Source organism: Pseudomonas sp. DW-iso3, from assembly GCF_058725305.1.
The window spans coordinates 922,705-945,904 of the sequence record NZ_JBZXDZ010000001.1; the positions used below are offsets into that span (position 1 = coordinate 922,705).

The following is a 23,200-nucleotide window of genomic DNA, read 5'->3' on the forward strand; positions in this document are numbered from 1 at the left end:
CCCCGCTAAGTTCCTTAAACCAGCCCCAGCGCCTTGAACACAAAGCCATATTCGAGTGCTACGTCACGTAATCCCTGGTAACGACCGCTCATGCCACCGTGGCCGGCGCCCAGTTCGGTCTTGAGCAACAGAAGGTTGTCGTCGGTCTTGGTGTCGCGCAACTTGGCCACCCACTTGGCGGCTTCCCAATATTGCACGCGGCTGTCGTTGTAGCCGGCGATCACCAGCAGGTGCGGGTAGCCCTGGGCGCGAACGTTTTCGTAGGGCGCATAGGCCTTGATGCGTGCGTAGACGTCCGGCTCTTCAGGGTTGCCCCACTCGTCGTACTCGGTGATGGTCAACGGCAGTTCCGGGTCGAGCATGGTGTTGAGCACGTCGACGAAGGGCACTTCGGCAATCGCCGCCTGGAACAGCTCAGGGCGCTGATTGAGCACCGCGCCGATCAACAGGCCACCGGCACTGCCGCCGCTGATGGCCAGTTGCTTGGAGGTGGTCAGACCCTCGGCGATCAGGTGTTCGGCACAGGCGATAAAGTCACTGAACGTGTTCTGTTTGTGCGCCTGCTTGCCATTGCGGTACCAGGCTTCACCCAACTCCCCGCCGCCACGCACGTGGGCAATGGCAAACGCCACGCCACGCTCCAGCAGGCTCAGGCGTGCGTGGGAGAACCACGGGTCCAGGCTCGAACCGTAGGCGCCATAGCCGTACAGATACAGTGGCGTGGCTTTACCCAACTGGTCGCGCTTGACCACCAGGCTGATCGGCACCTGGGTGCCATCCGCCGAGGTGGCCCACAGCCGTTGGCTCACGTAATCGTCGGCGTTGAACACGCCGAGTACCGGGGTTTCCTTGAGCACCTGTTGCGCGCCGCTGGCCAGTTCCAACTGACGAACCTGGGCCGGGCGGTTCAGGGCTTCATAGCGCAGGCGGATCTTGTCGCTGACAAACTCCAGGCTGTTCTGTACGTAGAGGCTGTAGGCGGCGTCAGGTAATTCCACGCGATAGGCCGGCAAGCCCTGTGGATGCACTTCGATCACCGGCAGCCCACCGATGCGCAGGCTCAGGGTCATGGCGTGGGTGTTGAGGCTCACGCCGTCGAGCATCACCTCGTCGCTGTGGGGGATCAGGTTCTGCCACTCAGCTTCGGTCGGCACATCGCCAATGTCGGTCGCCACGAACAGAGCGTAGTTGATGCCATCGCGGTTGCTGCGGATAAACCAGGTCCACGCGCCATTCAGCTGGCCGTGATCGACATCGTATTCGTGGTCCTCGACCCGTGGCGCCAGGCACGTAAAGTCCAGCTGCGGCTGATCGGCGTCCAGGGCCCAGACTTCGCTGGTGGTCTTGCTGCCCAGTGACAGCAGCAGCTGGCGCTCGGAGCTGGAACGGTAGCAATGCAGGAAGAAGCGTCCGTCCGGCTCATGGAACACTTCCTGCGCTGCCGTGCCGTCCAGGCGATAGCGATACAGTTTGTGCGGGCGGTGGGTGTCGTCCAGCTCGCCGAAGAACAGGGTCAGGCTGTCGTTGGCCCAGGTCATGCTGCCGTCGCAGTGTTCAAACTCCAGTTCGCTGACTTTACCGGTGGCCAATTCCTTCACGTAGAGGGTGTAGATCTCTTCACCGCTGGTATCGAGGCTGTAGGCCAGGCGCTGGTGGTCGGGGCTGATGCTGAACGCGCCAAGGGAGAAGAAGCCACCATTGGCTAGCTCGTTCGGGTCCAGCAGCAATTCTTCGCTGCTGTCATCCACCTGGTTGCTGTCGTCGGCCGGGCGACGGCAGCGGTAGTGGCGGGCGTATTCGTCACCGGCGGTGGTGCGGGTGTAATACAAATACGGGCCCCACGGCGAAGGCAACGACAGATCGGTTTCGAGAATGCGGCCCTTGATCTCCTCGAACAGGGTTTCGCGCAGCGCTGCCTGGTCGGCGAGCTGGGCTTCCTGCCAGGCGTTTTCAGCCTTGAGGTAATCGAGCACCTCAGCACTGTCGCGCACTTGCAGCCAGGCGTACGGGTCTGGGCCTTGGGCCTTGCGGGCAATCGGAGCGGTCGATACGGGCATGGGATTATTCTCTATCGGGCGGACGGTGGCAGGCATTGCAGCCGCGACACGCAAAAGCCGTTATCATAGCCGCCTGTTTGCCAACCTTGCCATGGACACCATGACCGAGAACGACTATCTGATCGCTTGGGGCCTTTACGCCTTCGCCGCTTTGGGCTGCCTGTTGGTGTGGTGGCGCATGACCCGCTGGATCTGGCGCTGGCTGCGCGAGCCGCTGCTATTGCTGATGGCGGTGCTGCTCTTCAGCCCGACCATTGTCGACCCGGTCAAGACCCAGTTCGCGCCGGCCGTGGCGATCACGGCCCTGGACCTGGTGCTCAAGGTCGGCAACAACGCCTGGCGGGCCATTTCCGATCTGTTCATGTACACCATGATCGCCTTTGGCGTGTACCTGGTGTTTGCCCTGATCCGCTGGCCCATCGAACGGGCCGCCAACGCCCGCCGTGAGCGCAAGGCCGCTGCTGATGCCGCCCTGGCCGCCGAGCCGGATCAAGATGACGATGACGTGCCTATGCGGCGTCCTGCGCCGGTGAGCGGTATGCGCGTCGAACCGCGCCTTTAACGTTGTCCGCCCTGCTGCGAGAGCCCTGGCATGTGTGAATTATTGGGCATGAGTGCCAACGTCCCCACCGATATCGTGTTCAGCTTCACCGGGCTGATGCAGCGCGGTGGGCGCACCGGTCCGCACCGTGACGGTTGGGGCATCGCCTTCTACGAAGGCCGTGGCCTGCGCCTGTTCCAGGACCCGGCCGCCAGCAGTGAATCGGAAGTCGCGCTGCTGGTGCAGCGTTACCCGATCAAAAGTGAAGTGGTGATTGGTCATATCCGCCAGGCCAACGTCGGCAAGGTCAGTTTGGCCAACACTCACCCGTTCGTTCGCGAACTGTGGGGCCGTAACTGGTGCTTTGCCCACAACGGCCAACTGGCCGACTTCACCCCACGCGCCACTTTCTACCGCCCGGTGGGCGATACCGACAGCGAAGCGGCCTTCTGCGATTTGCTCAACCGTGTGCGCGAAGCCTTCCCTGAGCCGGTGGACATTGAAGACGTCCTGCCGGACCTGATCGCCGCCTGTGCCGAATACCGCAGCAAAGGTGTGTTCAACTGCCTGCTCAGCGACGGCGACTGGCTGTTTTGCTATTGCTCGACCAAATTGGCCCAGATCACCCGTCGCGCCCCGTTTGGTCCGGCACGCTTGAAAGATGTCGACGTGATCGTCGATTTTCAGGCCGAAACCACGCCTAATGACGTGGTGACCGTGATTGCCACCGAACCTTTGACCGATAACGAAAACTGGACCCGCTACGAACCGGGCCAATGGAGCCTGTGGCGACGCGGTGAATGCGTCAGCCAGGGCATCACCGAGTAAGGATATCGACCATGTTGCTCAGTTATCTGCGGTTGGTGCTGTTTGCGATTGGCCTGTTGGTCGGCGTGCAAGTGCCGGGCTTCATCAACGACTACGCCAAGCGCGTCGAAGCTCATTTGATCGAGGCCCAGACCGGTCTCAGTGGGTTTGAGACCACTGCCCGGCAGTTCTTCAACGGTGACTTGAAGGCGTTGGTCGCGCACTACCGCGCCAGCGATGACCCGGTGTTCCAGAGTGACGCCAACAGCCTGGGCGCCATGCTGGATCGCCAGGTGGCGTTGGACAAGCAATTCCAGGCCATGCAAGGCCCGTGGTACGTCCGCGCCCTGCAAGTGGCGGTGGCGGCGGACCCGGATATCCGCCAGGAAACCTGGAACGGCTACAGCTACCAGATCCTGCTCACGCCTGAGGCCATGGGCTGGGGGTTGGGCGGGGCGATGCTGTTGTCGTTTGGCATCGAATGCCTGTTCCGCCTGATCGACTGGGTCGTGCTGGGCGGCAAGCGCCTGCGCCAGAGCCGGCCGATCGAAGAGCGCGACCTGAAAGGTTTGTAAACCATACGCAGATCCAACTGTGGGAGCGGGCTTGCTCGCGAATGCGGTAGATCAGTCACAATATCTTTGACTGACACGCCGCATTCGCGAGCAAGCCCGCTCCCACATGTTTAATCCGGTTTCCTCAGTAAGGTTGGTGTGCTCAGTACCATCCGCTCTTCACCGACTTCTTCGGCATACCGCGCCACCACCTTCTGGCACAACCCCACAATCTCCTCCACCAACTCCACCCCCACGCGCCACGACACCACCACCTGCAAGTTCGGCAGTTTCTGCGCCATCGGCAACATCACCAATTCCCCACGCGCCAGTTCTTCGCTGACCAGCACCGGCGGCAGCGCGCCTATACCGAAACCATCGCGCAGCAAGCGGGTGATGGCCGATACTGAATTCACGCAGTTCATCCGTGGCGCGGCCACGCCGTTGGCTTGCATCAGGCTGATGACGTCCTGGTGCGGGTGGGAGTTTTTCGAGTAGGTGATGATGCGTTCCTGGGCCAGTTCTGCGAGGGAGGCGTAGTCACGGTTGTAGATCGACTGGCTGGCGACGATCCAGGCCATGGGGTGGCTGGCCAATTCCAGGCTGCGTACGGTTTCGAGGCGCACCAGGTCGGTTTGCAGGATCAGGTCGAGGAAGCCTTTTTGCAGCTGATCGCTGAGGTTCAGCGCGGTATCGGCGACCAATTCGATTTCTACCAGGGGGAAGTGGTCCATCAGTTCCGCCACCAGCGGGCTGAGCCAGGTGTGGATAACCGTGTCCATCGCGCCTATCCGAATGCGCCCGACCTTGCTGCTGGTGGTCTCCAGGGACTGTTTCAGGCCCTGCATGGTCACCATCATCTGCTCGGCATAATCGAGCACTTTCAAACCCTCAGGGGTCAGGCTCACGCCGCGTGAGTCGCGTAGAAACAACTTCACCCCCAGTTCGCTTTCCAGCACCGCGATACGGCTGGAGATCGACGCCTGGGTGGTGAACAACTTCTCGGCGGTCAGGCGGAAACTCTTGAGCTTGGCTACCCAGACGAAGGTTTCGAGGAACTTCAAATTCATGGGATCAACTTTTTCTTATGCATGGATCGGTTTTTATTAGTTGGACGCCGTACCGGGCCAGCGCCAAAAATCGAGCCATTCCACGATAAGCGCCGTTGGGGTGTCAGGACAAGTTGCGAGTTCTGCGTAAATAATCCCACACTACAAAAAAATAAAGCCTACAGGAGCGACAGTCCGTGAGCCGTCTTTTACTCAATTGCGATATTGGCGAAAGCTTTGGCAACTGGACCATGGGTCTGGACGCCGAGGTCATGCCGTTCATTGATTGCGCCAACGTGGCGTGCGGTTTCCATGCCGGCGACCCGAGCATCATGCGCAAGACGGTCAGCCTGGCGTTCAAACAGGGTGTGCAAGTCGGTGCGCACCCGGCCTATCAGGACCTGCAAGGCTTTGGCCGTCGCTCGATGGCCTACACCCCTCAGGAAATCCAGGATCTGTTGCACTATCAGATCGGTGCCCTCGACGGCATCTGCCGGGCACAAGGCGGGCGTGTCAGCTACGTGAAGCCTCACGGAGCGATGTACAACGACATGATGGCCAACCCCGCACAGTTGCGTGCGGTGATGCAGGCGGTGGCCGCCTACGGCGACCTGCCACTGATGCTGCTCGCCACGCGCGACAACAGCGCGGCCCAGGCCTTGGGCGATGAATACGGTGTAACCCTGTGGTTCGAAGCCTTCGCCGACCGGGCCTACGATAACAAGGGCCACCTGGTCTCGCGCCAGTTGCCCGGCGCCGTGCACCACGATTCCGACACCATCCTGCAGCAAGCCCTGACCATTTCCCGGGGTGAACCGCTCACCGCCAGCGACGGCAGCCCGTTGGTCCTGCAGGCCAATACCTTGTGCGTACACGGCGACAACGCCAGCTCGGTCGCCGCCGTGCAACGCATCTGCGAGGCATTGAAGCCAGCATGAAGCCTCGGATTGAAGTGGTGGCCATCGACTGCCTGATGGTGCGCCTATTTGATGCAATCGCCGAAGCCAATATGCCGTGGATGCTTGCCGCCACCCAGCGCTTGCGCAGCGATTTTGGTGCGGCCTTGGTGGACCTGGTGCCGTCCTACACCACGTTGATGGTGCATTACGACCTGACGGCATTGAGCCCGGCCCAGGCGCGGGAGTTGATCGACCTGGCCCTCACCGACCTGCAGCCACAGGCCCAGGGCAGTGGCCAGTGCCATGTGCTGCCGGTGTGGTACGACCTGAGCGTCGGCCCCGAACTGACCCTGCTTAGCCAGCGCAGTGGCCTGTCGGTGGATGAAGTGATCCGCCGCCACAGTGCCCACGAATACCAGGTGTTTGCCCTCGGCTTCGCCCCTGGCTTTGCCTTTATGGGCCTGGTGGATGAAAGACTCGCCGCGCCACGTCTGAACACCCCACGCAAACGCGTGGCGGCCGGCAGTGTCGGCATCGCCGAACGGCAAACCGCCGCTTACCCGGTGGTCTCGCCGGGCGGCTGGAACCTGATAGGCCGCACCCCGGCCCGACTCTTTGACCGCGAGCGCGAGGGCTACAGCCTGATGCAGCCTGGTGACACGGTGCGCTTCGAGCCCGTCGATCACACTCGATTCATCACATTAGGTGGCGATGACACGCCGTTGGAGGCGCAGGCATGAGCCGCTTGATCATTGAGGCCAGCACGCCGCTGTGCCTGTTGCAGGACGGCGGCCGTTTTGGCGTGCGTCACCTTGGCGTGACCCAGGGCGGAGCGCTGGACTGGGTGTCGATGTCCTGGGCCAACTGGCTGCTGGGCAATGCGCTGGACGCGCCGGTGGTGGAAATCACCCTGGGCGGTTTTACCGTGCAAGCCGACGATTATTGCCTGCTGGCCCTGGCCGGAGCGGACTTGGGCGCGTACATCGACGAACGCCCCATCAGCTCCGGCCGCAGTTTCATCCTGCAAAAGGGCCAGCGCCTGCGTTTCACCCAGCCATTCAAGGGGGCGCGGGCCTATCTGGCCGCGCCGGGCGGCTTTGATGCGCCGGATGTGCTGGGCAGTTGCGCCACCGTTGTGCGTGAGGAACTGGGCGGGGTGGACGGCTTTGGCAAGGCATTGGCCGAAGGCGGGTGCTTGGCGTATTCCGGCACAGGCGGCGCAATGAAGGTTCTCAGCGATTTAACCCTGCCAACCAAAGCACCGTTGGACGTGATTGTCGGCGCACAAATCGGCCAGTTCAGTGGGCAAAGCCTGTTCGACGCATTCAACACAGAGTGGGCCCTCGACAGCCGCGCCGATCGCATGGGCATGCGTTTGTTGGGCACGCCGTTGCAGTATCAGGGGCCGTCGTTGATCTCCGAAGGCATTCCGTTGGGGGCGATCCAAGTGCCGCCGGATGGGCAGCCGATTGTGTTGCTCAATGATCGGCAGACCATCGGTGGCTACCCGCGTCTGGGGGCACTGACGCCTCTGTCGCTGGCGCGGCTGGCGCAATGCCTGCCAGGAGAGAAAGTACGCTTGACGCCAGTGGTGCAGGAGACGGCGCATCGTCAGCAACTTGAATGTCTACGCCAGTTCATTTGACCGCTGAGGCAGTGGGGCACTCGCAGAGATATCCCACACTACCTGAGTCCTTTGCCGTATTGGTTTGCAAGGTGGCGCATGGAAGTCTTGAGGGTGCATTCACTATCAGGATTCAACATGCGCTACATGAAGATCTACGCACACGACGTGCTCGATAACGATGTACCCGATGTGGTCACACTTGAGTTTCACGACGACACCTGCACGCCGACGCTTGTTCATCAAGCCACGACGTTCGATATCACTGATGACGGGCAGCTGGACTGGGTGATCGCCGATGATGTGAATCAGGACGGCGTCGTCGATGCTGTCGACCGTGCACAAGCGATTGAGCTGGCCCAACTGTTTCTTGAGTTCAATTGGTTCAGTCTCGACGAACCTTTCGATAAATATTTGAAAGTATTTGCCCGAGATTTTGATGGTAATGGCGTGCCTGACACCGTTCGGCTGCATTTTCATCAAGGCGAGGGCGCCCCGACCGATGAGAGTATTGCCTACACCGCGGCGATTTATGCTGATGGAAATGGCCTTGCCGGGGTTTCGATCAACCAGGACGTCAACAATGACCGTAAGGTCGACAGAAAGGACGCCGAGCTGGTCAAACAGTTTTCCGCGCTGTTCCTGAAGTGCGGCTGGATCGACGCCGGGACCGCTTGATGGCAGACCTGTAGCCGCAGCGTGCGGCTACAGGGAGCAGGCTACTTCGACAAGAAACGCATCCCTTCTTCCAACCCGCGCAGGGTCAGCGGATACATCTGATCCTCCACCAACTCCCGCACAATCCCGGTCGACGCTGTATACCCCCAAGTGTCCTTTGGATACGGGTTAATCCAGATCAGCTTCTTGTACTTGGCCATGAAGCGCTGCATCCACACATACCCCGGCTCTTCATTCCAGTGCTCGACGCTGCCGCCGGCCTGGGTGATTTCATACGGCGCCATCGACGCATCGCCGATAAAAATCACTTTGTAGTCCGCACCGTACTTGTGCAGCACGTCCTGGGTGGAAGTGCGTTCCGAGGTGCGGCGCTGGTTGTTCTTCCACACTGATTCGTACACGAAATTGTGAAAGTAGAAGTACTCCAGGTGCTTGAACTCGGTCTTGCACGCCGAGAACAGCTCTTCGCAGATCTTCACGTGGGCATCCATCGAGCCGCCGATGTCAAACAGCAACAGCAGCTTGATGGTGTTGCGCCGCTCGGGGCGCATCTGAATATTCAGCAACCCGGCGTCGCGGGCGGTGTGGTCGATGGTGCCGTCGATGTCCAGCTCTTCGGCCGCACCCTGGCGTGCGAATTTGCGCAGGCGACGCAGGGCGACCTTGATGTTGCGCGTGCCCAGTTCCACCTGATCGTCGAGGTTCTTGTACTCGCGCTGGTCCCACACCTTCACGGCCTTGCCCTGACGCTTGCCGGCATCACCGACACGGATGCCTTCCGGGTTGTAGCCGCCGGAACCGAACGGGCTGGTGCCGCCGGTGCCGATCCACTTGTTGCCGCCGGCATGGCGTTCTTTCTGTTCTTCCAGGCGTTTCTTGAAGGCTTCGATCAGCTTGTCGAGGCCGCCAAGGGACTGGATCTGCGCGCGTTCTTCATCGCTCAGCGAGCGTTCGAACTCCTTGCGCAGCCAGTCTTCGGGGATCAGTGCCTGCAGGTGGTCGTCGAGTTTTTCCAGGCCGTTGAAATACGCACCGAACGCCCGGTCGAACTTGTCGAAATGCCGCTCGTCCTTGACCAATATCGCCCGGGCCAAGTAGTAAAACTCGTCCATGTCAGCGAAGGTCACGCGCTGTTTCAGCGCGTTGATCAGGTCGAGCAGCTCGCGCACCGACACCGGCACCTTGGCGGCGCGCATCTCGTTGAACAGGTTGAGCAACATCAGCGATTACCGCGACGGCTCATGAACGCCAGACGCTCCAGCAACTGTACGTCCTGCTCGTTCTTGACCAGCGCACCGGCCAGCGGTGGGATGGCTTTGGTCGGGTCGCGTTCGCGCAGCACGGCTTCGCCGATGTTGTCGGCCATCAGCAGCTTGAGCCAGTCGACCAACTCCGAGGTGGAGGGCTTTTTCTTCAGGCCCGGCACTTTGCGTACGTCGAAGAACACGTCCAGCGCTTCGCTGACGAGGTCTTTCTTGATGTCGGGGTAATGCACATCGACGATTTTTTGCAGGGTGGTGCGGTCGGGGAAGGCGATGTAGTGAAAGAAACAGCGGCGCAGGAACGCGTCCGGCAGCTCTTTTTCGTTATTGGAGGTAATGATGATGATCGGGCGTTTCTTGGCCTTGATGGTCTCGTCGATTTCGTAGACGTAGAACTCCATCTTGTCGAGTTCCTGCAGCAGGTCGTTGGGGAACTCGATGTCGGCCTTGTCGATTTCATCGATCAACAGGATCACCCGCTCTTCGGATTCGAACGCTTCCCAGAGCTTGCCCTTCTTCAAGTAATTGCGCACGTCATGCACCTTGTCCACGCCCAGTTGCGAGTCGCGCAGGCGGCTGACCGCGTCGTACTCGTACAGGCCTTGGTGGGCCTTGGTGGTGGACTTGATGTGCCAGGTGATCAGCTTGGCGCCGAAGGACTCGGCCAATTGCTCGGCGAGCATCGTCTTGCCGGTGCCAGGCTCGCCCTTGACCAGCAACGGCCGCTCCAGGGTAATGGCGGCGTTGACGGCCAGTTTCAGGTCATCGGTAGCCACATAGGCCTGGGTGCCTTCGAACTTCATCGGTGTCTCCTCGCATTCATCAATGCCCGGACTATACCGCGCAGCCCCGGCGACTGTGAACGCAGGCGGCTTATTCAGTCTCTGAATGACCAGTCACCTTCAGTCCGCCGAGGGCTTGGGTTGTTCATAGCGGGCATTGAACGCCTGGATGAACCCGTTGCGCAAAATCGCCAAAAATGCGGAAAACGCGCTGACATTTTGCTGGTGCACGCTGCCACTGAGTTCAACGCGGGTGGCAAACTGATTTTTCGCCTGGTTTTTCAGCACGGTTTCGCTGGCGCCGACCACGGCCTCCCAGATCGAGCGGAAGATGTTTTTGTCTTTGTTTTCCACATCCTGCTGCCAATCGAACACTTCTACATCGCGCATCAGCGGTTTGATGTAGCCGGTCAACTGACCTTTTTCCGCCTGGGCTTCGATCACCACGTCGCCGGTGCCGGCCTTGAAGTCGAATTTGCCGTAGGCCGACGCGAAATCATTCATGCGCTTGAGCTGCAAGTCTTTGGCGCGGAAACGGAACTCGAAATTCTCGAAATCACTCAGCGGGTCGAACGTGGCGGTCGCTTCCAGCGGTGCCTGGCCCTGAAGCAGCGCCTTGCCCTCAAAGCGGGCGTCTCGCTTGCCTTTGACGTCGACCACGTTGGTCAGGTTGTAGAAGCTCGCGTTGACGTCCGTGGCGTTGATGTTGACCGGTGGTTTGGAGTTGAAGTTGTGAAAGGCGATCTTGCCGTCTTCGATGCGCACTTCGTCGAGTGTGATGGGCGCCAGCTTGCTCAACTGCTCGCGCCAGTCGGTGCCTTTACCGGTCTGGGACGCCTGCTGGTTGGCGCCGCCGTCGACGAAGTTCACTTCAGGCTGGATAAACAGCACCTTGGCCACCACCGCATGGTCGTACCACAGTGAATGCCAGCTCACCGCCAGGTCGACCAACGGCGCCTTGACGAACGGTACGGGCACTTTACCGTCGACCTTGATGATCTCCAGGCCGTTGATCCGGTAGGCACCGCGCCACAGGGCCAGGTCCACGTCGGTCACCTGGCCACGGTAGTCGCCCATGTTGGCGAGCTTGTCATTCAAATAGTTACGCACCAGATAGGGCAGGGCGATGCTCAAGGCGACCAGTAGCACCAGTATTCCGGCAACGGTCCATAGTGGCCAGCTGTAGCGACGTTTCATGGGGAGGTTCTCTGTCCGTATAGGAGGTGGACTGTTGCGAGGGGCGCAACGTTCCTCCGACTGGACGCTTCGCGGCACGAGGCATACCCTTGTTGCCTTCCTGAAGACTGCCCAATAGGACCCGTCATGAGCCGCATCTTTGCAGACAACGCGCACTCCATCGGTAACACGCCCCTGGTTCAGATCAACCGGATCGCACCGCGTGGCGTGACCATCCTGGCCAAGATCGAAGGGCGTAACCCAGGCTACTCGGTGAAATGCCGCATTGGCGCAAACATGATCTGGGACGCTGAAAGCACCGGCAAACTCAAACCGGGCATGACCATTGTCGAACCCACCTCCGGCAACACCGGTATTGGCCTGGCGTTTGTCGCTGCGGCCCGTGGCTATAAGTTGCTGCTGACCATGCCGGCCTCCATGAGCATCGAGCGACGCAAGGTGCTCAAGGCCCTCGGCGCCGAATTGGTGCTGACCGAGCCGGCCAAGGGCATGAAGGGCGCGATCGAAAAAGCCGGCGAAATCGTCGCCAGCGACCCGGCCACTTACTTCATGCCGGCTCAGTTCGAAAACCCGGCCAACCCGGCCATCCATGAGAAAACCACTGGTCCGGAAATCTGGAACGACACCGACGGCGCCGTGGATGTGCTGGTAGCGGGCGTGGGCACTGGCGGCACCATCACCGGTGTTTCACGCTATATCAAGAACATCGCGGGCAAGCCGATCCTGTCGGTGGCCGTCGAGCCGATTGTATCGCCAGTGATCACCCAGGCGCTGGCCGGTGAAGAGATCAAGCCCAGCCCGCACAAGATCCAGGGTATTGGCGCCGGTTTCGTACCGAAGAACCTCGATCTATCGATGGTCGACCGCGTGGAGCTGGTGACCGACGACGAATCCAAGGCCATGGCTCTGCGCCTGATGCAGGAAGAAGGGATTCTGTGCGGTATCTCCTGTGGCGCCGCGATGGCTGTAGCAGTGCGCCTGGCCGAGAAACCGGAGATGCAGGGCAAGACCATCGTGGTGATTCTGCCCGACTCCGGTGAGCGCTACCTGTCGAGCATGCTGTTCAGCGATTTGTTTACCGAGCAAGAAAACCAGGCTTGATTTGAGTCAGCGCCGAACACCCGGGCCTTCTGCATAATGGCCCAACTGTTTATCATGGCCGGCTGCTACGTCTGCTGTTGGCCAGGCGCTTATTTCCAGGAGTTGCTGCATGACCTTTTCTTTGGCCGCCAAGCTGTCGGTGCTGGCGTTGTTTATCGGCAGCACGTTGTATGTGCACCTGCGCGGCAAGGCGCGTCTGCCGATGTTGCGCCAGTTCGTTAACCATTCGGCGCTGTTCGCCCCCTATAACGCCCTGATGTACCTGTTTTCGGCGGTGCCGTCCAAGCCGTACCTGGACCGCAGCAAATTCCCGGAACTGGATGTGCTCAAGGACAACTGGGAAGTGATCCGCGAAGAGGCCATGCACCTGTTCGACGAGGGTTACATCCGTGCGGCCGAAAAGAACAACGACGCCGGTTTCGGCTCGTTCTTCAAGAAGGGCTGGAAGCGTTTCTACCTCAAGTGGTACGACAAACCCCTGCCATCGGCGCAGGCGCTGTGTCCGAAAACCGTGGCGTTGGTGAGCAGCATTCCTAACGTGAAAGGCGCGATGTTCGCGCTGTTGCCGGGCGGCAGCCACCTCAACCCGCACCGCGACCCGTTTGCCGGTTCCCTGCGTTATCACTTGGGCCTGTCCACGCCGAACTCCGACGCCTGTCGTATCTTTGTCGATGGCGAGGAGTACGCCTGGCGCGACGGTGACGACGTGATGTTCGACGAAACCTACGTGCACTGGGTCAAGAACGAGACCGAGCAGACCCGTGTGATTCTGTTCTGTGACATCGAGCGTCCGCTGAGCAACCGCGTGATGACCCGTATCAACCGTTGGGTCAGCAAGCAGTTGGGGCGCGCGACTGCGCCGCAGAACCTGGATGACGAGCGTGTGGGCGGGATCAACCAGGCGTATGCCTGGAGCAAGACGTTCAGCGACAAGTTCAGCGGTGTGGTCAAGCAGTGGAAGCGCAAGCATCCGAAGGCTTACCGCATTGCGCGGCCAGTGCTGGCCGTAGTGGTGCTGGTGCTGCTGTGGAAGTGGCTGTTCGGCTGACAGGCACTGCGTAAAAAAGCGCTGTATCTCGCGATGCAGCGCTTTTTTTATGCCTGAAATGCGACCAAAACTGTGGGAGCTGGCTTGCCTGCGATAGCGGTGTGTCAGTTGCAGATAGGCTGGCTGACCCGCCGCCATCGCAGGCAAGCCAGCTCCCACATTAGATCTCCATTGTTTTAGAGAGCCTCTTAGGACGCGATCAGTTGGCGCAGCACGTAGTGCAGGATGCCCCCCGACTTGAAGTACTCCACTTCATTGAGCGTATCGACCCGGCACAGCACTTCGACCTTCTCGCTACTGCCATCCTCCCGCGTAATCACCAGTGTCAGGTTCATCCGTGGCACGATCTCCACGTCGGTCAGCCCAAGAATGTCGATCTTCTCCTTACCCGTCAGCTTGAGCGACTTGCGGTTCTGATCCAGCTTGAACTGCAACGGCAGCACACCCATGCCCACTAGGTTGGAGCGGTGAATCCGCTCGAAACTCTCGGCGATCACCGCCTTGACGCCCAGCAGGTTGGTACCCTTGGCCGCCCAGTCACGGCTTGAGCCGGTGCCATATTCCTGGCCGGCCACCACCACCAGCGGCGTGCCTGAGGCCTGGTATTTCATCGAGGCGTCGTAGATTGGCATTTTCTCGCCGGTGGGGATGTACAGCGTATTGCCGCCTTCCTCACCGCCGAGCATCTCATTGCGGATACGGATGTTGGCAAAAGTGCCGCGCATCATCACTTCATGGTTGCCCCGGCGTGAACCGTAGGAGTTGAAGTCGCGCGGTTCCACGCCTTGTTCGCGCAGGTAGCGGCCGGCGGGGCTGTCGGTCTTGATGTTGCCGGCCGGGGAGATGTGGTCGGTGGTGACCGAGTCTCCCAGCAACGCCAGCACATTCGCGCCTTTAACGTCCTTGATCACCGGCAGAGGCCCGGCAATGTCGTCGAAGAACGGCGGGTGCTGGATGTAGGTGGAGTCTTTCTGCCACACGTAGGTCGCAGCTTGTGGCACTTCAATCGCTTGCCACTGCTCGTCACCGGCAAACACTTCAGCGTATTCCTTGTGGAACATGCCTGTCGTGACTTGAGCAACGGCGTCGGCGATTTCCTGGCTGGTGGGCCAGATGTCCTTGAGGTACACCGGATGACCGTGCTGATCGTTGCCCAACGGTTCGCTGCTGATATCGATGCGCACGGTGCCCGCCAAGGCGTAGGCCACTACCAGCGGCGGCGACGCCAGCCAGTTGGTTTTCACCAGCGGGTGCACGCGGCCTTCAAAGTTGCGGTTACCCGACAGCACCGAAGCCACGGCAAGATCGGCCTTCTGGATGGCTTTCTCGATCGGCTCGGGCAGCGGACCCGAGTTACCGATGCAGGTGGTGCAGCCGTAACCCACCAGGTCGAAGCCCAGCTTGTCCAGGTACTGGGTAAGGCCCGCTGCCTTGTAGTAGTCGGTGACCACTTTGGAGCCTGGGGCCAGGGAGGTTTTAACCCAAGGTTTGCGCGTCAGGCCCTTCTCCACGGCCTTTTTCGCCAGCAGCCCGGCCGCCATCATCACGCTGGGGTTGGAGGTGTTGGTGCAGGAGGTGATTGCAGCGATCACCACCGCGCCGTTTTTCAGGCGATAGGTCTGGCCGTCGTATTCATAGTCGGTTTCGCCCACCAGGTCGGCATTGCCCACGGCAACCCCGCCGCCGCCTTCGCTTTCCAGGCGGCCCTCTTCCTTGTTGGTGGGTTTGAATTGCAGGTCGAGGAAGTCGCTGAAGGCCTGCCCGACATTCGGCAGGGCGACACGGTCCTGTGGGCGTTTTGGTCCGGCCAGGCTGGCTTCGACGCTGCCCATGTCCAAGGCCAGGCTGTCGGTGAACACCGGCTCCTGGCCGGCGTTACGCCACAGGCCTTGGGCCTTGGTGTAAGCCTCGACCAGCTTGACGGTTTCGGTTGGACGGCCGGAAAGGCGCAAGTAGTCCAGCGTCACCTCGTCCACCGGGAAAAAGCCGCAGGTGGCGCCATATTCCGGGGCCATGTTGGCGATGGTGGCGCGGTCGGCCAAGGGCAGGTCGGCCAGGCCGTCGCCATAGAATTCGACGAATTTACCCACGACGCCTTTTTTGCGCAGCATCTGGGTCACGGTCAGCACCAAGTCAGTGGCGGTGATGCCTTCCTTCAATTTGCCCGTGAGCTTGAAGCCGATCACTTCCGGGATCAGCATCGACACCGGTTGGCCAAGCATCGCCGCTTCTGCCTCGATCCCGCCCACGCCCCAGCCAAGTACGCCGAGGCCGTTGATCATGGTGGTGTGGGAATCGGTGCCGACCAGGGTGTCCGGGAAGGCGTAGGTGCGGCCGTCCTCGTCTTTGGTCCAGACCGTGCGGCCGAGGTATTCGAGGTTGACCTGGTGGCAAATGCCCGTGCCCGGTGGCACCACGCTGAAGTTGTCAAAGGCGCTCTGGCCCCAGCGCAGGAAGGCGTAGCGTTCGCCGTTGCGCTGCATTTCGATGTCGACGTTCTGCTCGAAAGCGCTGGTGGTGCCAAACTTGTCGACCATCACCGAGTGGTCAATCACCAGGTCTACGGGGGACAGCGGGTTGATGCGCTGCGGGTCGCCCCCGGCCTTGGCCACGGCGGCGCGCATGGCGGCCAGGTCGACCACGGCGGGTACGCCGGTAAAGTCTTGCATCAATACGCGGGCCGGGCGGTACTGGATCTCACGGTCGGACTGGCGTTCCTTGAGCCAGGCGGCAATGGCCTTGAGGTCGGCGCCGGTGACAGTCTTGTTGTCTTCCCAGCGCAGCAGGTTTTCCAGCAGCACCTTGAGTGACATCGGCAGCTTGTCCAGGTCACCCAGGCTCTTGGCGGCTTCGGGCAGGCTGAAGTAGTGGTAGGTTTTACTGTCTATTTCAAGGGTCTTAAGGGTTCTCAGGCTATCAAGCGATGACATGACACGACTCCTTATGGTCCGCACGGCTACGGACCTGACGGGACGAACAGAGCTATCAACTTAGCCCTGTTTTCATTAGCAGGCTAATAACTGGACTCTATCGTTAAGTCCAAGGTTCCGAACTCGGCTATCATGCGCGCGTTTTCATGACAGGACTTGCGCTACAGCAAGCCCAGTTGCCAGGAGATTCAATGAACACCCTTTTTATGCACTGCCGCCCGGGTTTTGAAGGCGAAGTCTGTTCCGAGATCGCGGAGCACGCCGCGCGCCTGAACGTTTCCGGCTACGCCAAGGCCAAGACCGGCAGCGCCTGCGCCGAATTTGTCTGCACCGAAGAAGACGGCGCCCAGCGCCTGATGCACGGCCAGCGTTTTGCCGAGCTGATCTTTCCACGGCAGTGGGCGCGCGGAGTGTTCATCGACCTGCCGGAAACCGACCGTATCAGCGTGATCCTCGCCCACCTGCGCGAATTCCCGGTGTGTGGCAGCCTGTGGCTGGAGATGGTCGACACCAACGACGGCAAGGAACTGTCGAACTTCTGCAAAAAATTCGAAGTGCACCTGCGCAAAGCCCTGTTGAACGCCGGCAAACTGGTGGACGACCCGAGCAAACCGCGCCTGCTGCTGACCTTCAAGAGCGGCCGCGAAGTGTTCATGGGCCTGGCCGAATCGAACAACTCGGCGATGTGGCCGATGGGCATCCCACGCCTCAAGTTCCCCCGTGAAGCGCCGAGCCGTTCCACCCTCAAGCTGGAAGAGGCCTGGCACCACTTCATCCCCCGCGACCAGTGGGACGAGCGTCTGCACGGCGACATGACCGGTGTCGACCTCGGCGCAGCACCCGGCGGTTGGACCTGGCAACTGGTCAACCGCGGCATGCTGGTGACGGCCATCGACAACGGGCCGATGGCTGAAAGCCTGATGGACACTGGTCTGGTGCAGCATTTGATGGCCGACGGTTTTACCTTCGTCCCCAAGCAGCCGGTGGACTGGATGGTCTGCGATATCGTCGAAAAGCCGGCGCGTAACGCGGCCTTGCTCGAAACCTGGATCGGCGAGGGGTATTGCCGCGAGGCGGTGGTGAACCTGAAGCTGCCGATGAAACAGCGCTACGCCGAGGTGAAGCGCCTGCTGGAGCGTATCGAAGACGGCTTCAAGGCACGCGGCATCCGCGTGGAGATCGGCTGCAAGCAGCTGTACCACGACCGTGAGGAAGTGACCTGCCATTTGCGTCGGTTGGTGGATGTGAAGAAAACCAAGGCCCGCTGAGCCCTTGAGGTGATCACAGGGCCCATGGGGGAGCGAGCTTGCTCGCGAAAGCGGTATAACTGTCGAAATTTATGGTGAATGTGCCCGCGTCTTCGCGCTCCCACAGGAGATCGGGTTAGTTTCAGGAGTGAAGTATGAGTCATGCAGAAGAACTGCCCGTCGACGGCACCTTGGACGCCACCGGCCTCAACTGCCCGGAGCCGGTGATGATGCTGCACCAGCACATCCGCGACCTGCCACCAGGCGGTTTGCTCAAGGTGATCGCGACCGACCCGTCCACGCGCCGCGATATCCCCAAGTTCTGCGTGTTCCTTGACCACGAGCTGGTGGATCAGCAGGAGCAGGCCGGTACATACCTGTACTGGATCCGCAAAAAAGCCGACTGATCACACGATCGATTCAGCCCCGTGCTTTATCGGCGCGAATGCGCCGGCGTGCGCTGCGCGCCAGGCGCACCAGCAACATTCCTGCGGCACAGCTCAGGCCCACGATCAGCCCTTGCCATAAGCCGCTTGGGCCGCTTGGCTCGCCCAGCCAGTTTGTCAGCCCCAGGGCATAACCCACCGGCAGGCCTACGCCCCAATAGGCGAACAAGGTCAGTACCATGGTCACGCGTGTGTCCTGGTAGCCGCGCAGTGCACCGGCGGCCGTGACTTGGATCGAGTCGCTGAACTGGAACAGTGCCGAGAACACGATCAGCATCGAAGCCAAGTGAATGACGACCGGGTCTGGTGTGTAGATCGCCGCGATCTGCTCGCGAAACAGCAGCATCAGGCTGCAGGACAGGCAGGCGTAGACCAGCGCCGTGCCCATGCCGACGCCAGCCGCGAAGCGCGCTTCACGCGGTTCGCCACGCCCGAGGGCCTGGCCGACCCGCACGGTGACGGCCATGCTCAGGGAGTAGGGGATCATGAACACCAGCGAGCTGACGTTCAGCGCGATCTGATGGCCTGAGACCACGGTGGCGCCCAGGCTGCCAATCAGCAGGGCAATCACCGCGAAGATGCTCGATTCGGCAAAGATCGCGATGCCGATGGGCAGGCCGATGCTCAATACACGCTTGATCACCGCCCATTGCGGCCAGTCGAAACGCTTGTACAGTTCGCTGCTCTGGTAAGCCGGGCCCCAGCGGGTCCAGACGGCCAGGCCGAGCATCATCACCCACATCGCAATGGCTGTGGCCCAGCCGCAACCGACGCCGCCCATGGCCGGCACACCCAGGTGGCCGTAGATGAAGATGTAGTTCAGCGGGATATTCAATGCCAGGCCACACAGGCCCATCACCATGCTCGGCCGCGTGCGGCCCAGGCCGTCACTGAAACAGCGCAGCACGTAATACAGCGCAATGGCCGGCATGCCAGCGGCGATGCCGTGCAAGTAGCCCATTGAGGGCTCGATCAGGTCCGGCTCCACGTTCATCACATGCAGGATCGGTTCGGCGCACAGCAGCAACAGCGATGCAGTGATGCCGACCACCACTGCCAGCCACAAGGATTGACGCACCAGCGGCCCGATCTCACTGAACTGGCCGGCCCCGTAGCGCTGCGCGACTTTGGGCGTGGTGGCCAGTAGCGTGCCGGTCATCAGCAGGTACACCGGGATCCAGATCGAGTTGCCCAGGCCCACGGCCGCCAGGTCCTGAGGGCTGACGCGCCCGGCCATCACCGCATCGACAAAGCTCATCGCGGTCGTCGCCAGTTGGCCGATCATGATCGGCAAGGCGAGCGTCAACAGGCCGCGCACTTCCCGGCTGATGCGGGCGGGACGGGTGAGGGTGGCGGTAGCAGTGTTCACGTACAGGTGTCCAATAGAAGGAAGCGCAAGGACGGCGGATTCTACGCGTTGACGCATCGGTCAGGAAAAAACCTGTGTTAGCGATTTGTAAGCGAGGGCTGCGATCCCTGTACACTGCGGGTCCGCCAAAGGAGCCTGCCATGCTGATTGTTGCCGACGAAAATATTCCGCTGCTCGATGCATTCTTCCAGGGATTTGGCGAGATTCGCCGCGTCCCCGGCCGTTCCATCGACCGCGCCACGGTCGAGCAGGCCGACGTGCTGCTGGTGCGCTCGGTGACCAACGTCAACCGCGCCCTGCTGGAGGGGACGAAGGTGCGCTTCGTCGGCACCTGCACCATCGGCACCGACCACTTGGACCTCGATTACTTCAAGCAGGCTGGCATCCAGTGGTCCAGTGCCCCCGGCTGCAACGCCCGTGGCGTGGTGGACTATGTGCTGGGCAGCCTGATGACCCTGGCTGAAATCGAAGGCGCCGACCTCAATCACCGCACCTATGGCGTGGTTGGCGCCGGTGAAGTCGGCGGACGGCTGGTCAAGGTGCTCAAAGGGCTGGGTTGGAACGTGCTGGTCTGCGACCCGCCACGGCAGATCGCCGAGGACGGCGATTACGTCAGCCTGGACCAGATCATCGAGCAATGCGATGTGATCAGCCTGCACACCCCGCTGACCAAATCCGGCAACGGTTCCACTTGGCATTTGTTCGATCGTCAGCGGCTCAACCAGCTCAAGCCCGGCACTTGGCTGATCAATGCCAGCCGTGGCCCGGTGGTGGACAACGCCGCCCTGCGCGAGGTGTTGCTGGCGCGCGAAGACCTGCAAGCGGTGCTGGATGTGTGGGAGGGCGAGCCTGAAGTGGACGTGGACCTGGCGGACCTCTGCGTGCTGGCCACGCCGCACATCGCTGGCTACAGCCTGGACGGCAAGCAACGCGGCACTGCGCAGATTTATCAAGCGTTCTGCACGCACCTGGGTCAGGAGCCCGGCATCCAGTTGAGTGATTTGCTGCCGCAGCCTTGGTTGGCCGAGGTGCAGTTGAATGCGTCCACTGACCCGGCCTGGGCGCTGGCGACCCTGTGCCGCAGCGTGTACGACCCGCGTCGCGATGATGCGGATTTCCGGCGTAGCCTGGTAGGAACGGTGGAAGAACAGCGCAAGGCGTTTGACCTGCTGCGCAAAAACTACCCTGAGCGCCGTGAGATTGATGGCTTGAGGGTGAGCATCAACGGTGAGTCGGCCGCGTTGTCGAATATCGTCAGCGCATTGGGCGCCGCGGGCGTTTAGACCCCGATAAAAAACCCGGCCACCTGGGCCGGGTTTGAAAGAGCGTCGGCGCTTCAGCCTTGCCGGGCAGGCTTAACCAGTCGCTGTTCCAGTTCGCTGCACGCTTGCTGGATCATCTCTTCGGTAATCTGCACTTCGCGGCCTTGGGCGTCGATATACGAGCAAGGCAATTGCTGCGGCTGGCGGATCACTTCAATCTTGGCATCGCTGCTATTTTGCAAGGTCATGGCCTGTCTCCTCATCAGGTGTGTACCTACTCTGCTTATTACTCTAAGCCGCCCGCGTGACCAGGCTGTTACAACTCCCTGTCGGGTCAGCGGTTCGAACACCCAGTCCACCAGAAACCGCTACAAATTTCCAGCTGGGGGTTAGACCGATAGCCTCTAGGGATCAGCATCGGCGGGCATAATTAACCTGACTCATTGTTATTTACCCAAGTTCCCCCAATGTTGTGAGGTAGACACTTATCTCCCCTGCGCAGGTGATGCCCTCCATGTTCTCAGTCCGTCAACGCCGTGCGATTCGCCTGGCCAGCCGCTTCATTGCGCCCTACCGCTGGCACGCGCTCGGCGCGCTGTTGGCGCTTATCGTCACCGCCGGTATTACCTTGTCGATGGGGCAGGGCATCCGATTGCTCGTGGACCAGGGTTTCATGACCCAGTCGCCGCACCTGCTCAACCAGTCCATCGGCCTGTTCATGATGCTGGTGCTGGGGTTGGCAGTGGGTACGTTTGCGCGGTTTTACCTGGTCTCGTGGATCGGCGAGCGGGTGGTGGCGGACATCCGTCGGCAAGTGTTCAACCACCTGATTTATCTGCATCCGGGCTTTTACGAGAACAATCGCAGTTCGGAGATCCAGTCGCGGCTGACCACTGACACCACGTTGCTGCAATCGGTAATCGGCTCGTCTTTATCGTTGTTCCTGCGTAATGCCTTGATGGTCATCGGTGGCATCGTGTTGCTGTTTGTCACCAACCCCAAGCTCACCAGCATCGTGGTGGTGGCACTGCCACTGGTGCTGGCGCCGATCCTGATCTTCGGCCGACGTGTACGCAGCCTGTCGCGCCAAAGCCAGGACCGCATCGCCGACGTGGGCAGCTATGTGTCCGAGACCCTCGGCCAGATCAAAACCGTGCAGGCCTACAACCACCAGGTGCAGGACGAACAGCGTTTCGCCGTGACCGTGGAAGAGGCCTTCACCACCGCGCGCAAACGCATCGCCCAGCGCGCCTGGTTGATTACCCTGGTGATCATGCTGGTGCTCGGCGCCGTCGGGGTGATGCTGTGGGTCGGTGGCATGGATGTGATCAACGGGCGCATTTCCGGCGGTGAGCTGGCGGCGTTTGTGTTCTATAGCCTGATCGTCGGCAGCGCGGTCGGCACCCTGAGCGAAGTGCTCGGCGAGTTGCAGCGCGCCGCTGGTGCCGCCGAGCGCATTGGCGAGTTGTTGCAGTCGAGCAACGAAATCCAGGCGCCCGCCACCGGCACCGTCCAATTGCCGGAGCGGGTCAGCGGGCGCATGGCGTTGCAAGACCTGCGGTTTTCCTATCCCTCACGTCCCGACAGCTATGCCATCGATGGCCTGAACCTGACCATCAACCCCGGTGAAACCCTGGCCTTGGTCGGCCCGTCCGGCGCGGGCAAATCGACGATTTTTGATCTGTTGCTGCGCTTCTACGACCCCCAGCAAGGCCGCATCCTGCTGGAGGGCCACCCGCTGACCGAACTCGACCCCATGGACCTGCGCCGTCATTTCGCCCTGGTGTCCCAGAGCCCGGCGTTGTTTTTCGGCAGCGTCGAAGAGAACATCCGCTACGGCAACCCGACGGCCACCGCCGAGCAGGTCGAGGCCGCCGCGCGCATTGCCCACGCCCATGACTTCATCCTGCAAATGCCCGACGGCTACCAGACCCACCTGGGCGATGGCGGCATGGGCCTCTCCGGCGGCCAACGCCAACGCTTGGCCATCGCTCGGGCGCTGCTGGTGGACGCGCCGATTCTGCTGCTGGACGAGGCCACCAGCGCCCTCGATGCCCAGAGCGAACACCTGATCCAGCAGGCCTTGCCGCAATTGATGCAAGGGCGTACCACGCTGGTGATCGCCCATCGACTGGCCACGGTGAAGAACGCCGACCGCATTGCGGTGATGGACCAGGGCAAGCTGGTGGCGGTAGGCACGCATCAGCAGTTGATTGCGAGCAATCCGCTGTATGCGCGGTTGGCAGCGTTGCAGTTCAGTGATGGGGTGGAGGAAAGCGCCTCGCACTAAATCTCACCCCCAAAAAAAATGCCCGCATTGAGAAATGCGGGCATTTTTATATGGCGT

General features: G+C 61.0%; 21 protein-coding genes. 13 read left to right on the forward strand and 8 right to left on the reverse strand.

Annotation, left to right across the window (positions count from 1 at the left end):
• Nucleotides 1-14 precede the first annotated feature (14 nt).
• Nucleotides 15-2,057, reverse strand: a complete 2,043-nt coding sequence (locus tag AC4PS7_RS04290; protein ID WP_021491002.1) for a S9 family peptidase — start codon at nt 2,055-2,057, stop codon at nt 15-17.
• Nucleotides 2,058-2,082: 25 nt separating this feature from the next.
• Here AC4PS7_RS04290 and AC4PS7_RS04295 point away from each other — a divergent pair, with 25 nt between their 5' ends.
• From AC4PS7_RS04295 to AC4PS7_RS04305, 3 genes are read left to right on the forward strand one after another with little or no spacing between them, the layout of a single operon-like run.
• A complete protein-coding gene (locus AC4PS7_RS04295) occupies nt 2,083-2,619 on the forward strand; it encodes a hypothetical protein (RefSeq protein WP_010212114.1) in 537 nt (178 codons plus the stop codon).
• Between the two features lie 30 nt (nt 2,620-2,649).
• Nucleotides 2,650-3,426, forward strand: coding sequence for a class II glutamine amidotransferase (locus tag AC4PS7_RS04300; RefSeq protein ID WP_010212112.1), 777 nt, complete (start codon nt 2,650-2,652; stop codon nt 3,424-3,426).
• Between the two features lie 11 nt (nt 3,427-3,437).
• Nucleotides 3,438-3,980, forward strand: coding sequence for a DUF2937 family protein (locus tag AC4PS7_RS04305; protein ID WP_492179113.1), 543 nt, complete (start codon nt 3,438-3,440; stop codon nt 3,978-3,980).
• A 110-nt stretch (nt 3,981-4,090) separates the two neighbouring features.
• Here AC4PS7_RS04305 and AC4PS7_RS04310 read toward each other — a convergent pair whose 3' ends face one another.
• Nucleotides 4,091-5,029: a LysR family transcriptional regulator gene (locus AC4PS7_RS04310; protein ID WP_010212109.1), complete on the reverse strand. Its 939-nt coding sequence runs from the start codon at nt 5,027-5,029 to the stop codon at nt 4,091-4,093.
• Nucleotides 5,030-5,205: 176 nt separating this feature from the next.
• Between AC4PS7_RS04310 and AC4PS7_RS04315 the strand changes: the two genes are divergently transcribed.
• The 4 genes from AC4PS7_RS04315 (at nt 5,206) to AC4PS7_RS04330 (ending at nt 8,209) form a co-directional block, all read left to right on the forward strand.
• Nucleotides 5,206-5,946 (forward strand): 5-oxoprolinase subunit PxpA, encoded by a 741-nt coding sequence (locus AC4PS7_RS04315; protein ID WP_010212107.1) that lies wholly within the window; start codon nt 5,206-5,208, stop codon nt 5,944-5,946.
• On the forward strand, nt 5,943-6,647 hold the full coding sequence (pxpB, locus tag AC4PS7_RS04320; RefSeq protein WP_183701387.1) for a 5-oxoprolinase subunit PxpB: 705 nt from the start codon (nt 5,943-5,945) through the stop codon (nt 6,645-6,647). Before AC4PS7_RS04315 ends, pxpB begins: the two co-directional genes overlap by 4 nt.
• Entirely contained in the window at nt 6,644-7,552 is a 909-nt protein-coding gene (locus AC4PS7_RS04325; RefSeq protein WP_492179114.1) for a 5-oxoprolinase subunit C family protein, read from the forward strand. Before pxpB ends, AC4PS7_RS04325 begins: the two co-directional genes overlap by 4 nt.
• Before the next feature lie 117 nt (nt 7,553-7,669).
• Entirely contained in the window at nt 7,670-8,209 is a 540-nt protein-coding gene (locus AC4PS7_RS04330; RefSeq protein ID WP_010212102.1) for a hypothetical protein, read from the forward strand.
• Nucleotides 8,210-8,250: 41 nt separating this feature from the next.
• Here the strand turns inward: AC4PS7_RS04330 and AC4PS7_RS04335 are convergent, their stop codons facing one another.
• The 3 genes from AC4PS7_RS04335 to AC4PS7_RS04345 form a co-directional block, all read right to left on the reverse strand.
• Nucleotides 8,251-9,429, reverse strand: a complete 1,179-nt coding sequence (locus tag AC4PS7_RS04335; protein WP_010212101.1) for a vWA domain-containing protein — start codon at nt 9,427-9,429, stop codon at nt 8,251-8,253.
• Complete coding sequence (locus tag AC4PS7_RS04340) at nt 9,429-10,274, reverse strand: AAA family ATPase (protein WP_003210690.1); 846 nt, start codon at nt 10,272-10,274, stop codon at nt 9,429-9,431. The genes AC4PS7_RS04335 and AC4PS7_RS04340 overlap by 1 nt, the downstream gene beginning before the upstream one ends.
• A gap of 99 nt (nt 10,275-10,373) precedes the next feature.
• Complete coding sequence (locus AC4PS7_RS04345) at nt 10,374-11,450, reverse strand: DUF748 domain-containing protein (protein WP_010212099.1); 1,077 nt, start codon at nt 11,448-11,450, stop codon at nt 10,374-10,376.
• 126 nt (nt 11,451-11,576) lie between these two features.
• Here AC4PS7_RS04345 and cysK point away from each other — a divergent pair, with 126 nt between their 5' ends.
• The gene (gene cysK / locus AC4PS7_RS04350) at nt 11,577-12,551 is read left to right on the forward strand and encodes a cysteine synthase A (protein WP_010212098.1); all 975 of its coding nucleotides are present in this window, start codon (nt 11,577-11,579) and stop codon (nt 12,549-12,551) included.
• A gap of 109 nt (nt 12,552-12,660) precedes the next feature.
• Nucleotides 12,661-13,599 carry an aspartyl/asparaginyl beta-hydroxylase domain-containing protein gene (locus AC4PS7_RS04355; protein WP_045791195.1) on the forward strand — a complete coding sequence of 313 codons (939 nt, stop codon included), beginning with the start codon at nt 12,661-12,663 and terminating at the stop codon, nt 13,597-13,599.
• A gap of 188 nt (nt 13,600-13,787) precedes the next feature.
• On the opposite strand, the gene acnA is transcribed toward AC4PS7_RS04355, so the two are convergent.
• The gene (gene acnA / locus AC4PS7_RS04360) at nt 13,788-16,529 is read right to left on the reverse strand and encodes an aconitate hydratase AcnA (protein ID WP_492179117.1); all 2,742 of its coding nucleotides are present in this window, start codon (nt 16,527-16,529) and stop codon (nt 13,788-13,790) included.
• Between the two features lie 191 nt (nt 16,530-16,720).
• Here acnA and rlmM point away from each other — a divergent pair, with 191 nt between their 5' ends.
• Together rlmM and tusA are read left to right on the forward strand one after the other, a co-directional pair.
• The gene (gene rlmM / locus AC4PS7_RS04365) at nt 16,721-17,797 is read left to right on the forward strand and encodes a 23S rRNA (cytidine(2498)-2'-O)-methyltransferase RlmM (RefSeq protein WP_021490997.1); all 1,077 of its coding nucleotides are present in this window, start codon (nt 16,721-16,723) and stop codon (nt 17,795-17,797) included.
• A 134-nt stretch (nt 17,798-17,931) separates the two neighbouring features.
• Nucleotides 17,932-18,183 carry a sulfurtransferase TusA gene (gene tusA / locus AC4PS7_RS04370; protein WP_010212093.1) on the forward strand — a complete coding sequence of 84 codons (252 nt, stop codon included), beginning with the start codon at nt 17,932-17,934 and terminating at the stop codon, nt 18,181-18,183.
• 13 nt (nt 18,184-18,196) lie between these two features.
• On the opposite strand, the gene AC4PS7_RS04375 is transcribed toward tusA, so the two are convergent.
• Nucleotides 18,197-19,591 (reverse strand): MATE family efflux transporter, encoded by a 1,395-nt coding sequence (locus tag AC4PS7_RS04375; protein ID WP_492179119.1) that lies wholly within the window; start codon nt 19,589-19,591, stop codon nt 18,197-18,199.
• A gap of 140 nt (nt 19,592-19,731) precedes the next feature.
• Here AC4PS7_RS04375 and pdxB point away from each other — a divergent pair, with 140 nt between their 5' ends.
• Nucleotides 19,732-20,874, forward strand: coding sequence for a 4-phosphoerythronate dehydrogenase PdxB (gene pdxB, locus AC4PS7_RS04380; RefSeq protein WP_021490995.1), 1,143 nt, complete (start codon nt 19,732-19,734; stop codon nt 20,872-20,874).
• A gap of 53 nt (nt 20,875-20,927) precedes the next feature.
• On the opposite strand, the gene AC4PS7_RS04385 is transcribed toward pdxB, so the two are convergent.
• Nucleotides 20,928-21,101 (reverse strand): PA1571 family protein, encoded by a 174-nt coding sequence (locus tag AC4PS7_RS04385; RefSeq protein ID WP_010212086.1) that lies wholly within the window; start codon nt 21,099-21,101, stop codon nt 20,928-20,930.
• A 257-nt stretch (nt 21,102-21,358) separates the two neighbouring features.
• Here AC4PS7_RS04385 and AC4PS7_RS04390 point away from each other — a divergent pair, with 257 nt between their 5' ends.
• Complete coding sequence (locus tag AC4PS7_RS04390; RefSeq protein WP_183701395.1) at nt 21,359-23,143, forward strand: ABC transporter transmembrane domain-containing protein; 1,785 nt, start codon at nt 21,359-21,361, stop codon at nt 23,141-23,143.
• Nucleotides 23,144-23,200 lie beyond the last annotated feature (57 nt).

What these genes read in the sequence shown, in the direction of transcription:
- AC4PS7_RS04290 (WP_021491002.1), bottom strand. Translation starts at nt 2,057, where the DNA reads ATGCCCGTATCGACCGCTCCGATTGCCCGCAAGGCCCAAGGCCCAGAC.
- AC4PS7_RS04300 (WP_010212112.1), top strand. Translation starts at nt 2,650, where the DNA reads ATGTGTGAATTATTGGGCATGAGTGCCAACGTCCCCACCGATATCGTG.
- AC4PS7_RS04305 (WP_492179113.1), top strand. Translation starts at nt 3,438, where the DNA reads ATGTTGCTCAGTTATCTGCGGTTGGTGCTGTTTGCGATTGGCCTGTTG.
- AC4PS7_RS04310 (WP_010212109.1), bottom strand. Translation starts at nt 5,029, where the DNA reads ATGAATTTGAAGTTCCTCGAAACCTTCGTCTGGGTAGCCAAGCTCAAG.
- pxpB (WP_183701387.1), top strand. Translation starts at nt 5,943, where the DNA reads ATGAAGCCTCGGATTGAAGTGGTGGCCATCGACTGCCTGATGGTGCGC.
- AC4PS7_RS04325 (WP_492179114.1), top strand. Translation starts at nt 6,644, where the DNA reads ATGAGCCGCTTGATCATTGAGGCCAGCACGCCGCTGTGCCTGTTGCAG.
- AC4PS7_RS04330 (WP_010212102.1), top strand. Translation starts at nt 7,670, where the DNA reads ATGCGCTACATGAAGATCTACGCACACGACGTGCTCGATAACGATGTA.
- AC4PS7_RS04335 (WP_010212101.1), bottom strand. Translation starts at nt 9,429, where the DNA reads ATGTTGCTCAACCTGTTCAACGAGATGCGCGCCGCCAAGGTGCCGGTG.
- AC4PS7_RS04340 (WP_003210690.1), bottom strand. Translation starts at nt 10,274, where the DNA reads ATGAAGTTCGAAGGCACCCAGGCCTATGTGGCTACCGATGACCTGAAA.
- AC4PS7_RS04345 (WP_010212099.1), bottom strand. Translation starts at nt 11,450, where the DNA reads ATGAAACGTCGCTACAGCTGGCCACTATGGACCGTTGCCGGAATACTG.
- cysK (WP_010212098.1), top strand. Translation starts at nt 11,577, where the DNA reads ATGAGCCGCATCTTTGCAGACAACGCGCACTCCATCGGTAACACGCCC.
- AC4PS7_RS04355 (WP_045791195.1), top strand. Translation starts at nt 12,661, where the DNA reads ATGACCTTTTCTTTGGCCGCCAAGCTGTCGGTGCTGGCGTTGTTTATC.
- acnA (WP_492179117.1), bottom strand. Translation starts at nt 16,529, where the DNA reads ATGTCATCGCTTGATAGCCTGAGAACCCTTAAGACCCTTGAAATAGAC.
- rlmM (WP_021490997.1), top strand. Translation starts at nt 16,721, where the DNA reads ATGAACACCCTTTTTATGCACTGCCGCCCGGGTTTTGAAGGCGAAGTC.
- tusA (WP_010212093.1), top strand. Translation starts at nt 17,932, where the DNA reads ATGAGTCATGCAGAAGAACTGCCCGTCGACGGCACCTTGGACGCCACC.
- pdxB (WP_021490995.1), top strand. Translation starts at nt 19,732, where the DNA reads ATGCTGATTGTTGCCGACGAAAATATTCCGCTGCTCGATGCATTCTTC.
- AC4PS7_RS04385 (WP_010212086.1), bottom strand. Translation starts at nt 21,101, where the DNA reads ATGACCTTGCAAAATAGCAGCGATGCCAAGATTGAAGTGATCCGCCAG.
- AC4PS7_RS04390 (WP_183701395.1), top strand. Translation starts at nt 21,359, where the DNA reads ATGCCCTCCATGTTCTCAGTCCGTCAACGCCGTGCGATTCGCCTGGCC.